This is a genomic window from Xenorhabdus aichiensis, assembly GCF_028598775.1.
In the GTDB taxonomy this organism is placed as follows: Bacteria; Pseudomonadota; Gammaproteobacteria; order Enterobacterales; family Enterobacteriaceae; genus Xenorhabdus; species Xenorhabdus bovienii.
This window is the reverse complement of record NZ_JAQRFO010000006.1, coordinates 14,569-28,206: the sequence shown is the minus strand read 5'-3', so window position 1 is coordinate 28,206 and position 13,638 is coordinate 14,569. Positions and strand designations below refer to the sequence as shown.

Below are 13,638 nucleotides of genomic sequence, written 5' to 3'. Positions count from 1 at the left end.
TACAAGAATGACAAAAGGGCGCTTAAAAAGCGCCCTTTTTCGATCAATGATTTTGGTATAGAGATTTATATAAATGACTTTCGAAACGAGCCAGAGGAACACGGCGGGTACGTTGATCGTCAGGTAAGACAGAATAAGAAGAGATAAACTGGACAAAGGCGATCTGCTGTCCGCTGGCAGCGGTAATAAAGCCAGCAAGATTATAAACCCCTTGCAGTGACCCTGTTTTTGCAAAGACTTTACCATTTACACCGGCTTCATGGAGTCCCGGACGATAGGACAGAGTACCGTCATAACCTGATTTTGGCAGCATGGAGATAAAGTCGAGATCATCATTATGTTGCGCGATAAATTGCAAGATCTCCATCATGGTTGCTGGCGTGATTAAATTGTGACGTGAAAGGCCGGAACCATCAACCATGACGGTACTGCCTAGATTAATGCCTGCTTTTTGTTTCAGTATCTGACGAACGGCATCAGAACTAGTCCGCCATGTTCCGGGCACGTTGAAATAGCGATGACCGAGGGTGCGAAAGACGGTATCGGCAATCATGTTATCTGACTTTTTCAGCATGATTTTAAGCAGATCATGCAATGGAGCAGATTCATTCAAAGCGAGAATCTTCTCTGGTTGCTCAGGATTCGATTGGCGCCGTAGATGGCCTTTTAGCTCAATGTCAGCGATGTGCAGTTCATTTTTCAAAATAGCACCCACATAACTTGCTCCATTCTGGATGGCGAATGCCAGTGGCAGTGGTTCACTGCGCTGTGTCAGACAGCCTGTCAGAGTAAATCTGTTTAATTCACCTGAGGTAACATCCAGTTCACAGTATTTTGCTTCTGGAGAGCCTTTAGACAGCGTTTTTACTTCACTGAATATATTGACAGGATAAAAAGAAGGAACACGGACAAACGCCAGTTCACCGGGTTGTTCTGAACTATACAGCGAAACAGAAAAGCAGTTTTTATCTACAATTGCGGCGGCTGGAGGTGCACTGAAGCATTGGGTCATGTCATTCCATACCCAACCCGGAGCTTTATCATGGCTTGAGAAAATTGAACTGTCTATGATGAGATCGCCATCAATCTGTTTTATGCCGGATTGTTTCAACGTTTCTACCATATTGCGCAGTTGCGAGCGTGTCAGCGTTGGATCACCAACAAAACGGGCAGTCAGATTGCCCTTCAATATACCATTTGAAATATCAGCATTACTTTCCAGTGTGGTGATAAAACGGTAATCCTTGCCAAGCTGTAACAGGGCTGCCAATGCCGTCACAATTTTCTGAGTACTGGCAGGCAATGCCAACTGCTGCCCATTATAATCAAATAAGGGCGTTTTTGAGCCGATTTTCTGGGCAATAAATGAGAAGTCAGTTCCCGCAGGCAAATATTGAGCGTCTTCTTCTATTGAGGAAGCATGTGCGCTGAAAATGCTCAAACTCAAACTGAGCATACAAGCTATTCTGCTGGTAATTTTTAAAAGAGCCATAGATCTCGCATATGAAGGTGGAAGAATTCCAATAATATTTACATCAATAATACTAAGGTGCAATTCAGGGAAAAGTAAACGATGATCCATCATCAACTCTACGTTAGAATGATACATTAGCAGGCAAAATAGGTATGTGAACTTCAGGGTATACTGTAGTTTGCTCCCCTTTTATTGTCTGGAGGCCCGCCTGATAGGGTGTGCTCATTATGCTGTTATTGCAAAAATCAGGAAGATGTTGTTTGGGCTTAGGATTGATTTAGAGGTTTGATAAATGAAACAAATTCCGATGACGGTACGTGGCGCGGATAAATTGCGCGAAGAATTAGAAAATCTGAAAAATGTACGTCGCCCTAAAATTATTACCGCAATCGCCGATGCGCGTGCGCATGGTGATTTGAAAGAAAATGCGGAATATCATGCTGCTCGTGAGCAGCAAGGGTTCTGCGAAGGCCGTATTCAGGAAATCGAAGCTAAACTTTCCAATGCGCAGGTGATTGATATCACGAAGATGACTAATAATGGTCGTGTGATCTTTGGGGCAACGGTAACGGTATTGAATGTGGGTTCTGATGAAGAGCAGACTTACCGTATCGTGGGTGACGATGAAGCGAATATCAAAGAAAACCTGATTTCGGTGAATTCACCCATTGCTCGTGGGCTGATTGGTAAAGAAGTGGATGATGCTGTTGTGATCAGTACGCCAGGCGGCAAAGTGGAATATGAAGTTCTGAATGTCGAGTATCTCTGATGTTGGGAAACAGTTTAATCCTGCCTGTTAGGGTGAGAAACTGTTACAGAGAAATCGTGGCAAGCGGCCATTATGCTGATATGGAAATAAAAAAGGCCTGAGATGGCCTTTTTTATCATGGTAGATATGGCACTTTTGTATAAATATGCTGTGATTATTTCGGTAAACTAATCCTGCGTTCTTTCGATGGACGGTAGAGAACTAGCATTTTCCCAATGATTTGCACATTATATGCACCAGTTTCACGAACAATCGCTTCAGCGATCAAAGTTTTGATTTCACGGTCTTCGCCTGCAACTTTGACTTTGATAAGCTCGTGATGCGAAAGAGTTTGCTCGATTTCAGCCAACACGCCTTCAGTCAGCCCGTTGTTACCAATCATAACGACAGGTTTTAATGAATGAGCGAGACTTTTCAGGTATTGCACTTGTTTCTTGTTAAGAGTCATCGTTTTTTTGCTTATGTTGGGATTGAAAACGGCCTATTCTACCGCCATCTCGTATCTATCACCATAAAAGTATGGCGTGATTTGATAGGAGAGTGCAAAAATATAGCTCTCTATTAGTATAGTTGGAAAGAACAATGGCCAATAAAAAACGCTCAGCAAGCTCCAGTCGCTGGTTACAGGAACATTTTAGTGATAAATATGTTCTTCAGGCGCAGAAAAAAGGGCTTCGCTCTCGCGCTTGGTTTAAACTTGATGGGATACAGCAAAGCGACAAAATCTTTAAACCGGGTATGACCGTTGTTGATCTAGGCGCTGCTCCGGGAGGGTGGTCTCAATACGTAGTCAGTCAGATTGGTGATCGTGGGCGGGTAATTGCCTGCGACCTTTTACCAATGGATCCGATTGTTGGAGTCGATTTCCTTCAAGGCGATTTTCGTGATGAACTTGTATTGAAAGCATTGCTTGAGAGAGTGGGTGATAATAAAGTCCAGGTCGTCATGTCGGATATGGCTCCCAATATGAGTGGAACCCCCGCGGTCGATATTCCTCGATCCATGTATCTGATTGAGTTAGCGTTAGGTATGTGTCGTGATGTGCTGGCCCCTGGCGGTAGTTTTATCGTTAAAGTGTTTCAGGGAGAAGGCTTTGATGAATACCTGAGGGAAATACGCTCCCTTTTTACGAAGGTTAAAGTTCGTAAACCAGAAGCTTCGCGGGCACGATCGCGTGAAGTATACATTGTAGCGACAGGGCGGAAACTGTAGTACCCTGACTACTATTTGTTAACACAGTTGTAATATGAGGTTAATCCCTTGAGTGACATGGCGAAAAACCTGATTCTCTGGTTAGTCATCGCAGTTGTCTTGATGGTATTGTTCCAGAGTTTTGGTCCTGGCGATTCTAGCGGTCGCAGGGTAGATTACTCTAATTTCATCAGTGAGTTATCTCAGAATCAAGTGCGAGAAGTACGTATATCGGGTCGTGATATTGATTACAGTAAGAAAGACGACGGTAAAAAATACAGCACTTACATGCCAATTCAGGATGAGAAGCTGCTGGATACTCTACTGAATAAGCAGGTGAAAGTTGTTGGTGAACCACCAGAACAACAGGGCCTGCTCGCGACTCTCTTTATTTCCTGGTTCCCAATGCTACTGCTGATTGGCGTCTGGATATTCTTTATGCGCCAAATGCAAGGTGGTGGCGGTAAAGGGGCGATGTCTTTTGGTAAGAGCAAAGCCCGCATGTTGACAGAAGATCAGATTAAAACCACGTTTGCGGATGTTGCTGGCTGCGATGAAGCAAAAGAAGAAGTGGGAGAACTGGTAGAATATCTGCGTGAACCTGGCCGTTTCCAGAAACTGGGTGGTAAGATCCCGAAAGGTATCTTAATGGTTGGTCCTCCTGGTACAGGTAAAACGTTGCTGGCAAAAGCCATCGCAGGTGAGGCTAAAGTGCCTTTCTTTACTATTTCCGGTTCTGACTTCGTTGAAATGTTCGTTGGTGTGGGAGCTTCCCGTGTTCGTGATATGTTTGAACAGGCGAAAAAATCCGCGCCTTGTATCATCTTCATCGACGAAATTGATGCTGTAGGCCGTCAACGTGGTGCTGGTCTGGGTGGTGGACACGATGAACGTGAACAGACACTGAACCAGATGCTGGTTGAAATGGATGGTTTCGAAGGTAACGAAGGCATCATCGTTATTGCCGCAACTAACCGTCCTGATGTGCTGGATCCTGCATTGCTGCGTCCGGGTCGCTTCGACCGCCAAGTCGTTGTTGGCCTGCCAGATGTTCGCGGTCGTGAGCAGATTCTGAAAGTGCATATGCGTCGTATCCCGCTGGATACCGACGTTGACGCTTCCATCATTGCTCGTGGTACACCAGGTTTCTCTGGTGCGGATCTTGCGAACCTTGCGAACGAAGCTGCTTTGTTTGCCGCTCGTGGCAATAAGCGTGTTGTTTCCATGGTGGAGTTTGAAAAAGCAAAAGATAAGATCATGATGGGTGCAGAACGCCGTTCCATGGTCATGACGGAAGAGCAGAAAGAATCCACGGCTTATCATGAAGCAGGACACGCCATCATTGGCCGTCTAGTACCAGAACATGATCCTGTTCATAAAGTCACGATTATTCCTCGCGGTCGTGCGTTGGGTGTGACTTTCTTCCTGCCAGAAGGTGATCAGATCAGCGCGAGCCGCCAGAAACTGGAAAGCCAGCTTTCAACGTTATACGGTGGCCGTCTGGCAGAAGAAATTATCTACGGTGTAGACAGTGTTTCTACTGGCGCATCCAACGATATTAAGGTGGCGACATCTATTGCCCGTAACATGGTGACACAGTGGGGCTTCTCGGAAAAACTGGGCCCACTGTTGTATGCGGAAGAAGAAGGCGAAATCTTCCTTGGCCGTTCGGTTGCTAAAGCGAAACATATGTCGGAAGATACTGCGCGTTTAATTGATCATGAAGTGAAAGCTATCGTCGATCGTAATTATCAACGCGCCCGTAAAATTCTGATGGATAATCTGGATATCCTGCATTCGATGAAAGATGCGTTGATGAAGTATGAAACCATTGATGCACCTCAGATTGATGACTTGATGAATCGAACAACAGTACGTCCACCAGCAGGTTGGGAAGGTGACAACAATAATGGCGGTAATAACCGTCATAATACGTCATCCCCGCAGCAGACTGTGAAACCTGCGGATGGTAATCCAACCGCATAACGCAGTTAACAACCTTTATCAAATCAAGGGCAATTACAGATTGTTGCCCTTGGATTTGACAGACTGTACTTATTAAACCCCAGGTCTTCCTGGGGTTTTGACATTAAGGCACCCTAGCGATGAAACTGACAGCCAGAGGCAGTGTCCTCGATCTTTCCCGTCCACAAGTGATGGGGATTCTGAACGTTACCCCTGATTCCTTTTCAGATGGAGGTAATCACAATACCTTTGATGCTGCGTTGCGGCACGCAGCCACAATGATCGAGGAAGGTGCAGCCATTATCGATGTGGGTGGAGAATCGACACGCCCGGATGCCGTGGATGTGAGTGAGCAGGAAGAACTGGATCGCGTTGTCCCCGTGGTTGAAGCATTGGCGCAGCGGTTTGATGTATGGATCTCCATCGATACCTCAAAAGCCATAGTGATGCAGGAATCTGCGAAAGTCGGTGCTCATATGATCAATGACATTCGTTCGTTGCAGGAGTTTGGTGCACTTGACGCAGTGGTAAAGACGGGATTGCCTGTTTGTCTGATGCACATGCAGGGACAGCCCCGCACGATGCAGACAGAGCCATACTACGAAGATGTCGTTTTGGAAGCTAAAACATTTTTGACGAGGCAAATTGATCGCTGTGTTGCGGCAGGCATCGCAAAAAACAAACTAATCCTTGATCCAGGCTTCGGCTTCGGGAAGAACTTATCGCATAATTATCAGCTATTGGCTCATTTGGAAGAATTCCATCATCTTGGCTTGCCTATTCTGGCTGGAATGTCACGTAAATCGATGATTGGCCAATTGCTTCATGTACCACCGCAGGAGCGTGTGACAGGAAGTATCGCCTGCGCTGTGATTGCAGCGATGCAAGGTGCCCAAATTATTCGTGTGCATGATGTAAAAGAAACCGTACAGGCAATGCAAATTGTTCAGGCAACACTGTCAGCGAAAAACACACTGGCTGCCAAGAACACGCTGTGAGCAAAGAACACGTTCAGCAAAGGAAGAAAAAATTTATGAGTAGCCGTAAATATTTTGGTACTGATGGTATTCGTGGCAAAGTGGGTGATAGCCCAATTACCCCTGATTTTGTTTTGAAACTCGGTTGGGCTGCGGGAAAAGTACTGGCGCGTCATGGTTCTCGCAAAATTATCATTGGTAAAGATACGCGTATTTCCGGCTATATGCTGGAGTCTGCTCTGGAAGCAGGGTTGGCAGCAGCGGGTCTATCGGCATCTTTTACTGGCCCCATGCCAACACCGGCTGTGGCCTATTTGACACGTACTTTCCGCGCAGAAGCGGGAATTGTCATTTCAGCCTCTCACAATCCTTACTATGACAACGGTATTAAATTCTTCTCTATCGATGGAACCAAATTGCCTGATAATGTTGAAGAAGCCATTGAAGCTGAAATGGAAAAACCACTGACCTGCGTAGAATCTGCTGAGTTGGGGCGTGCCAATCGGATTGTTGATGCGGCTGGTCGTTACATTGAATTTTGTAAAGGCACATTCCCGAGTGAACAAAGCCTGAATGGATTGAAAGTTGTATTGGATTGTGCCAATGGTGCAACCTACCATATTGCCCCGAACGTTCTCAGAGAACTGGGTGCGAATGTTGTGACCATTGGCTGTGAGCCGAATGGCATCAACATTAATGAAGAGTGTGGTGCAACAGATGTTCGTCTGTTACAGAAGCGGGTACAGGAAGAGCAGGCTGATGTTGGTCTGGCATTTGATGGTGATGGTGATCGCATTATCATGGTTGATCATCTGGGACAGAAAGTGGATGGAGACCAGATCCTCTATATCATCGCGCGTGAGGCATTGAGACAGGGGCAACTGCGCGGTGGTGCGGTTGGTACTCTGATGAGCAATATGGGGCTGGAATTAGCGCTTAAACAGCTTGGTATCCCATTTGAGCGAGCAAAAGTGGGCGATCGCTACGTACTGGAAAAATTGCAAGAAAAAGGTTGGCGTCTGGGGGCGGAAAATTCCGGCCATGTGATTTTGCTGGACAAAACCACGACTGGCGATGGCATTGTGGCAGGATTGCAGGTACTGAGCGCAATGGTACGGAATAATATGAGCCTGCATGACCTGTGCAGCGGCATGAAACTTCTGCCACAAATTCTGGTAAATGTCCGTTTTGCGGGTGATAACGATCCTCTGCAATCAGAACCTGTGCTAGAAGCCGTTAAATCGGTTGAGGCTGAATTGAACGGCCGTGGTCGAGTACTGCTACGTAAATCGGGTACAGAGCCACTTATCCGTGTGATGGTGGAAGGTGAAGATGAAGAATTGGTCACTGCATTGGCACACCGTATTGCTGATGCCGTGAAAAAATAGGATGATTTGTTGATTTTTTCTTCGATCAACGCCAGTATTTGAAATTAACCTTGCTTGTCTGAAACGCTTTGGTTAGTATTCACACCCGCTCAATAAGTTAATTTTTCTAATTATGGGCGGGTGATGCAGTATAACGTTGCTACAGAACTGTGGTAAATCCCCACGAGAAAACGGGTACGACATATGTATGAAGCTCTTTTAGGTGTATTCTTGCTGGCTGGTCTTGGAGTGATTGCTCTGGTTCTGCTACAGCAGGGTAAAGGTGCTGATATGGGTGCTTCTTTCGGTGCGGGTGCGTCTGCAACACTGTTTGGTTCATCGGGCTCTAGTAATTTCATGACCCGTATGACGGCTGTTTTCGCTACACTGTTTTTTGTTATCAGTTTGATTCTGGGTAACATGACTAGCAACCGAACTGGTTCAGACAGTAAGTGGGAAAATCTTGCTGAGCCTGTAAAAGTTGAAAAACAAACAGAAGTACCAGCATCGCCAGCAAAACCAAATAGTGATATCCCACAGTAAGTTCAGTAAAAGAATTAAAATGGAGTTGTTAGTTTAACCAGATTGTTAGTTTAAGCAGTAAGTATAAGCGACAGGTTGAAATAACAGTTCTATAATCAGTGCCGAGGTGGTGAAATTGGTATACACGCTACCTTGAGGTGGTAGTGCCTAAACAACGGGCGTACGGGTTCAAGTCCCGTCCTCGGCACCATAATCTAGAAACTTGCGTTTTTAGTATTATCAGCGTAAGATTTGCCACGTTTTCGAACGCGGGATGGAGCAGCATGGTAGCTCGTCGGGCTCATAACCCGAAGGTCGTCGGTTCAAATCCGGCTCCCGCAACCACTTCTTAATAACATGTACCTTTTCGAGAGTCATAATTCAGCAGCCATAGAGATATCGATCCTGATTTGAAAGGTTGTTTTGATAGGTATAAAAGAAGTTGGTTGAGACCACTGGCAGTAAACAGGGTCCAGTTGCATAAAGCCCCGAGTATCGGGGTTTTTTGTTATTTGACAGCAGAACTACTGGGCTAATATAGCCCTTTTTTTATGTCTTGGGGGTGGGCTTGTCCACATTAGAGCAAAAATTAACAGCGATGATTTCAGCACCAGTTGAAGCTTTGGGGTTTGAATTAGTGGGCCTGGAGTTTATCCGTGCACGTGTATCAACACTGCGGGTCTATATCGATAGTGAGGAGGGTATCACTGTTGATAATTGTGCTGATGTGAGCCACCAGGTCAGTGCAGTACTCGATGTCGAAGATCCGATCTCAGTGCTTTATAACCTGGAAATATCTTCACCAGGACTTGAACGTCCACTGTTTAATGCTGAACATTACCAGCGTTTTATGGGTGAAGAAGTTAGTCTGGTTTTACGTATGGCAATGCAGAACCGCCGTAGATGGCAAGGTATTATCAAAGTTGTCGATGGTGAAATGATTACGGTTACGGTGGATGGAAAAGACGAAGTGTTCGCACTGAGCAACATCCAGAAAGCGAACCTGGTACCCCACTTTTAAAGTTCGGATGAGGCAACTAGGATGAATAAAGAAATTCTGGCTGTTGTGGAAGCGGTTTCTAATGAAAAATCTCTCCCCCGCGAAAAAATCTTCGAAGCATTAGAAATTGCATTGGCGACAGCCACCAAGAAAAAGTATGAGCAGGAAATCGATGTTCGTGTTTGCATCGATCGTAAATCCGGTGATTTCGATACCTTCCGTCGTTGGGTGGCGGTTGATGAAGTAACCCTGCCAACCCGCGAAATCACGCTGGAAGCTGCAAAATATGAAGACCCAGAAATGGAACTGGGTGGTTATATTGAAGATCAAATTGAATCAGTAACTTTTGACCGTATCACGACCCAGACCGCAAAACAGGTTATCGTACAGAAAGTACGTGAAGCTGAACGTGCGATGGTGGTTGATCAGTTCCGTGAGCAGCAGGGTGAGATAGTGACTGCTCAGGTCAAGAAAGTGAACCGTGAGAATATTACCCTTGATTTGGGTAATAACGCTGAAGCGGTCATTTTACGTGAAGATATGTTGCCACGGGAAAATTTCCGTCCAGGTGACCGTGTGCGTGGTGTCCTGTATGATGTTCGCCCAGAAGCTCGTGGTGCACAGCTTTTCATCACCCGCTCTCGTCCTGAGATGTTGGTTGAGCTGTTCCGCATTGAGGTGCCTGAGATTGGCGAAGAGATCATTGAGATTAAAGCAGCCGCCCGTGATCCAGGTTCTCGTGCGAAAATCGCAGTAAAAACCAACGACAAACGTATCGATCCAGTTGGTGCCTGCGTAGGTATGCGTGGTGCGAGGGTACAGGCCGTTTCCAGCGAACTGGGCGGTGAAAGAATTGACATTGTGCTGTGGGATGATAATCCTGCACAGTTTGTCATTAATGCAATGGCTCCGGCGGATGTTGCATCTATCGTAGTTGATGAAGATAACTGCACGATGGATGTTGCCGTGGAAAACAGCAATCTTGCTCAGGCGATTGGCCGTAATGGTCAAAACGTCCGCCTGGCGGCACAACTGCTGAAAAAACATCGTGGTGATGACAAGTGGGAACTGAACGTCATGACTGCGGAAGAGCTGCAAGCAAAACATCAGGCAGAAGCACATGCTTCTATTGATACATTTACCAAGCATCTCGACATTGATGTAGATTTCGCCACCGTATTGGTCGAGGAAGGCTTCTCTACGCTAGAAGAACTGGCTTATGTGCCAATCAATGAACTTCTGGCAATAGAGGGCCTTGATGAGGAAACCGTTGAAGCTCTTCGTGAACGTGCAAAAGCGGCCTTGACGACGCTGGAACTGGCTCAGAAAGAGAGCCTTGGTGATCAGCAGCCTGCCGAAGATTTATTGAATTTATCTGGCATGGATCGTACTTTGGCGTTTAACCTGGCTGCCCATGGCATCTGTACTCTGGAAGATCTTGCCGAGCAGGGTATCGACGACTTATCTGATATCGAAGGACTGAGTGATGAGAAAGCAGGAGAACTCATTATGGCAGCCCGTAATATCTGTTGGTTTGGCGATGATGCATAAATAAACTGTAGCAGGAAGGAACAGAATGACAGAGGTAACCGTAAAATTACTGGCAGAAGAGATCCAGACATCGGTTGAACGCCTGATCCAGCAATTCGCTGATGCTGGCATTCAGAAAACCGCAACTGACTCTGTTTCCCAGAGAGAAAAAGAATCTTTGCTGGCACACTTGAACCGCGAACAAGGTGGTTCTGGCGGCCAGCCAGGTAAATTGACACTACAGCGTAAGACTCGCAGTACACTAAACGTTCCTGGCACCGGTGGCAAAAGTAAATCGGTAGCGATTGAAGTCCGCAAAAAACGCACATATGTGAACCGTGACGCGATTGAACAATCTCAAACGGAAGAACAGGCGCAGCGTGAAGCGGAAGAGCAGGCTCGGCGCGAGGTAGAAGAAAAGGCGCGGCTTGAAACTGAAGCGAAAAAATTCGCGGAAGAGCAAGCTAAACGTGATGCTGAAGAACAGGCAAAACGTGAAGCAGCAAAGAGCGCTCAACGTGAAGCAGAAGAAAAAGCTAAACGCGAAGGGGTTGAAATGACTCAGCGTGAGGCGGCGGAAAAAGAAAAAGTGACTAAGCAACATACCGAAAACAAACCAAAATCAGTTCAGACTGAGCCTGCCGTGCAAAGTGAAAAAGCGCGCCGTGAAGCCGAAGCAGCAAATTTAAAACGCAAAGCTGAAGAAGAGGTGCGCCGCAAAGTTGAAGCGGAAGCGAAACGTGTCGCGGAAGAAGCGCGTCGCATGGCAGAAGAAAATAAAGATAAATGGTCAGAAACCGCTGAACCCAGCGAAAGTACTGATGATTATCACGTAACCACTTCCCATCACGCCCGTGCTGCGGAAGACGAAAATGACGCTAAAGTTGAAGGCGATCGCCGTACCCGTAGCCGTGGCGGCAAAGCTACCCGCCAGAAGAAGAATAACAAACATTCTGAATCGAAAGCTGATCGCGAAGAAGCACGTGCAGTCGGCCGTACCAAAGGCAAACAGCGCAAACCGAGTACCTTACAGCAAAGCTTCACCAAGCCAGTTGCCGCGGTTAACCGTGATGTTGTGATTGGTGAAACCATTACCGTAGCTGAACTGGCCAACAAGATGGCGGTCAAAGGTTCCCAAGTTATCAAGACCATGATGAAGATGGGCGCAATGGCGACCATTAATCAAGTTGTTGATCAGGAAACCGCACAGCTAGTTGCTGAAGAAATGGGGCACAAAGTTATCCTGCGTCGTGAAAACGAACTGGAAGAAGCGCTGATGAGCGATCGTGACACGGGTGAAACGCTGGCTGAATCTCGTGCACCTGTTGTTACCATCATGGGTCACGTTGACCATGGTAAAACCTCACTGCTGGACTACATCCGTTCTACCAAAGTAGCTTCTGGCGAAGCAGGTGGCATTACCCAGCATATCGGTGCGTACCATGTACAAACTGAAAAAGGTATGATCACCTTCCTTGATACCCCAGGACATGCTGCGTTTACTTCTATGCGTGCTCGTGGTGCCAAGGCGACGGATATCGTAGTTCTGGTTGTCGCAGCGGATGATGGCGTGATGCCTCAGACTGTGGAAGCCATCCAGCACGCCAAGGCAGCTAACGTACCTGTTGTTGTTGCTGTGAACAAAATCGATAAGCCAGACGCAGATCCAGATCGCGTCAAGAATGAACTGACACAATACGGTATCATTCCTGAGGAATGGGGTGGTGAAAACCAGTTCATGAACGTGTCTGCCAAAGCAGGTATCGGTATTGATGAATTGCTGGAATCTATTCTGCTACAGGCTGAACTGCTTGAACTGAACGCTGTTCGTACTGGTATGGCTAATGGTGTGGTCATTGAATCCTTCTTGGATAAAGGCCGTGGCCCAGTTGCAACCATTCTGGTTCAATCAGGTACTCTGAATAAGGGCGACATCGTCCTGTGTGGCTTTGAATATGGCCGTATCCGTGCGATGCGTGACGAACTTGGTCTTGAAGTCATGTCTGCTGGCCCGTCCATTCCAGTTGAAATTCTGGGTCTTTCCAGCGTACCGTCAGCGGGTGATGAAGCGACTGTGGTACGTGACGAGAAGAAAGCGCGTGAAGTGGCCTTGTACCGTCAGGGTAAATTCCGCGAAGTGAAACTGGCTCGTCAGCAGAAATCTAAACTGGAAAACATGTTTGCCAACATGGAAGAAGGTAAGGTATCTGAACTGAACATCGTTCTGAAAACCGACGTTCAGGGTACATGCGAAGCGATCTGCGACTCACTGCTGAAACTGTCTACTGATGAAGTGAAAGTGAGAATCATCGGTTCTGGTGTCGGCGGAATCACTGAAACTGATGCGACTCTTGCCGCAGCGTCTAACGCAATCATTCTGGGCTTCAACGTCCGTGCGGATGCTTCTGCACGTCGTATCATTGAAAGCGAAAGTGTTGATCTGCGTTACTACTCCGTTATCTATAGTCTGATTGATGAAATCAAACAGGCAATGAGCGGTATGCTAGCGCCAGAATACAAACAGCAGATCATGGGTCTTGCAGAAGTCCGTGATGTCTTTAAATCACCGAAGTTTGGTGCTATCGCTGGCTGTATGGTGACAGAAGGCTCCATCAAGCGTAATAATCCTATCCGCGTCCTGCGTGACAACGTGGTTATCTACGAAGGTGAGCTGGAATCCCTGCGTCGCTTTAAGGATGACGTTAACGAAGTCCGTAATGGTATGGAATGTGGTATCGGTGTGAAGAACTACAATGACGTCCGTGTTGGTGACATGATTGAAGTCTTTGAAATTATTGAAATCAAACGCTCCATCGCTTAATACCATCATAGATTCATTCCAT

11 protein-coding genes and 2 tRNA genes are annotated in these 13,638 nt (G+C 46.6%); 11 read left to right on the top strand and 2 right to left on the bottom strand.

The window, feature by feature from the left end; genetic code table 11:
- Positions 1-43: 43 nt before the first annotated feature.
- Positions 44-1,492 carry a serine-type D-Ala-D-Ala carboxypeptidase gene (gene dacB, locus PSI22_RS04465; protein ID WP_273578759.1) on the bottom strand — a complete coding sequence of 483 codons (1,449 nt, stop codon included), beginning with the start codon at positions 1,490-1,492 and terminating at the stop codon, positions 44-46.
- Between the two features lie 274 nt (positions 1,493-1,766).
- On the opposite strand from dacB, the gene greA reads away from it, so the two are divergent.
- Entirely contained in the window at positions 1,767-2,243 is a 477-nt protein-coding gene (gene greA / locus PSI22_RS04460) for a transcription elongation factor GreA (RefSeq protein WP_038191663.1), read from the top strand.
- 154 nt (positions 2,244-2,397) lie between these two features.
- On the opposite strand, the gene yhbY is transcribed toward greA, so the two are convergent.
- Positions 2,398-2,691: a ribosome assembly RNA-binding protein YhbY gene (yhbY, locus tag PSI22_RS04455; protein ID WP_012986969.1), complete on the bottom strand. Its 294-nt coding sequence runs from the start codon at positions 2,689-2,691 to the stop codon at positions 2,398-2,400.
- Between the two features lie 134 nt (positions 2,692-2,825).
- Between yhbY and rlmE the strand changes: the two genes are divergently transcribed.
- The 10 genes from rlmE to infB all read left to right on the top strand — a co-directional run bounded on the left by rlmE (position 2,826) and on the right by infB (position 13,616).
- Positions 2,826-3,455 carry a 23S rRNA (uridine(2552)-2'-O)-methyltransferase RlmE gene (gene rlmE / locus PSI22_RS04450; RefSeq protein ID WP_038184648.1) on the top strand — a complete coding sequence of 210 codons (630 nt, stop codon included), beginning with the start codon at positions 2,826-2,828 and terminating at the stop codon, positions 3,453-3,455.
- A gap of 48 nt (positions 3,456-3,503) precedes the next feature.
- The gene (gene ftsH, locus PSI22_RS04445; protein ID WP_038191666.1) at positions 3,504-5,420 is read left to right on the top strand and encodes an ATP-dependent zinc metalloprotease FtsH; all 1,917 of its coding nucleotides are present in this window, start codon (positions 3,504-3,506) and stop codon (positions 5,418-5,420) included.
- A gap of 119 nt (positions 5,421-5,539) precedes the next feature.
- Positions 5,540-6,397 carry a dihydropteroate synthase gene (gene folP / locus PSI22_RS04440; protein ID WP_273578758.1) on the top strand — a complete coding sequence of 286 codons (858 nt, stop codon included), beginning with the start codon at positions 5,540-5,542 and terminating at the stop codon, positions 6,395-6,397.
- Between the two features lie 35 nt (positions 6,398-6,432).
- Complete coding sequence (gene glmM, locus PSI22_RS04435) at positions 6,433-7,764, top strand: phosphoglucosamine mutase (protein ID WP_273578757.1); 1,332 nt, start codon at positions 6,433-6,435, stop codon at positions 7,762-7,764.
- A 183-nt stretch (positions 7,765-7,947) separates the two neighbouring features.
- The gene (gene secG, locus PSI22_RS04430) at positions 7,948-8,286 is read left to right on the top strand and encodes a preprotein translocase subunit SecG (protein ID WP_273578756.1); all 339 of its coding nucleotides are present in this window, start codon (positions 7,948-7,950) and stop codon (positions 8,284-8,286) included.
- 100 nt (positions 8,287-8,386) lie between these two features.
- Positions 8,387-8,476: transfer RNA gene (locus tag PSI22_RS04425), tRNA-Leu, on the top strand.
- Between the two features lie 57 nt (positions 8,477-8,533).
- Positions 8,534-8,610, top strand: a tRNA-Met gene (locus tag PSI22_RS04420).
- A gap of 223 nt (positions 8,611-8,833) precedes the next feature.
- On the top strand, positions 8,834-9,286 hold the full coding sequence (gene rimP, locus PSI22_RS04415; RefSeq protein WP_273578755.1) for a ribosome maturation factor RimP: 453 nt from the start codon (positions 8,834-8,836) through the stop codon (positions 9,284-9,286).
- A 21-nt stretch (positions 9,287-9,307) separates the two neighbouring features.
- Positions 9,308-10,816 (top strand): transcription termination factor NusA, encoded by a 1,509-nt coding sequence (gene nusA, locus PSI22_RS04410; RefSeq protein WP_273578754.1) that lies wholly within the window; start codon positions 9,308-9,310, stop codon positions 10,814-10,816.
- A gap of 25 nt (positions 10,817-10,841) precedes the next feature.
- Positions 10,842-13,616: a translation initiation factor IF-2 gene (gene infB, locus PSI22_RS04405; RefSeq protein WP_273578753.1), complete on the top strand. Its 2,775-nt coding sequence runs from the start codon at positions 10,842-10,844 to the stop codon at positions 13,614-13,616.
- Positions 13,617-13,638: the final 22 nt, after the last annotated feature.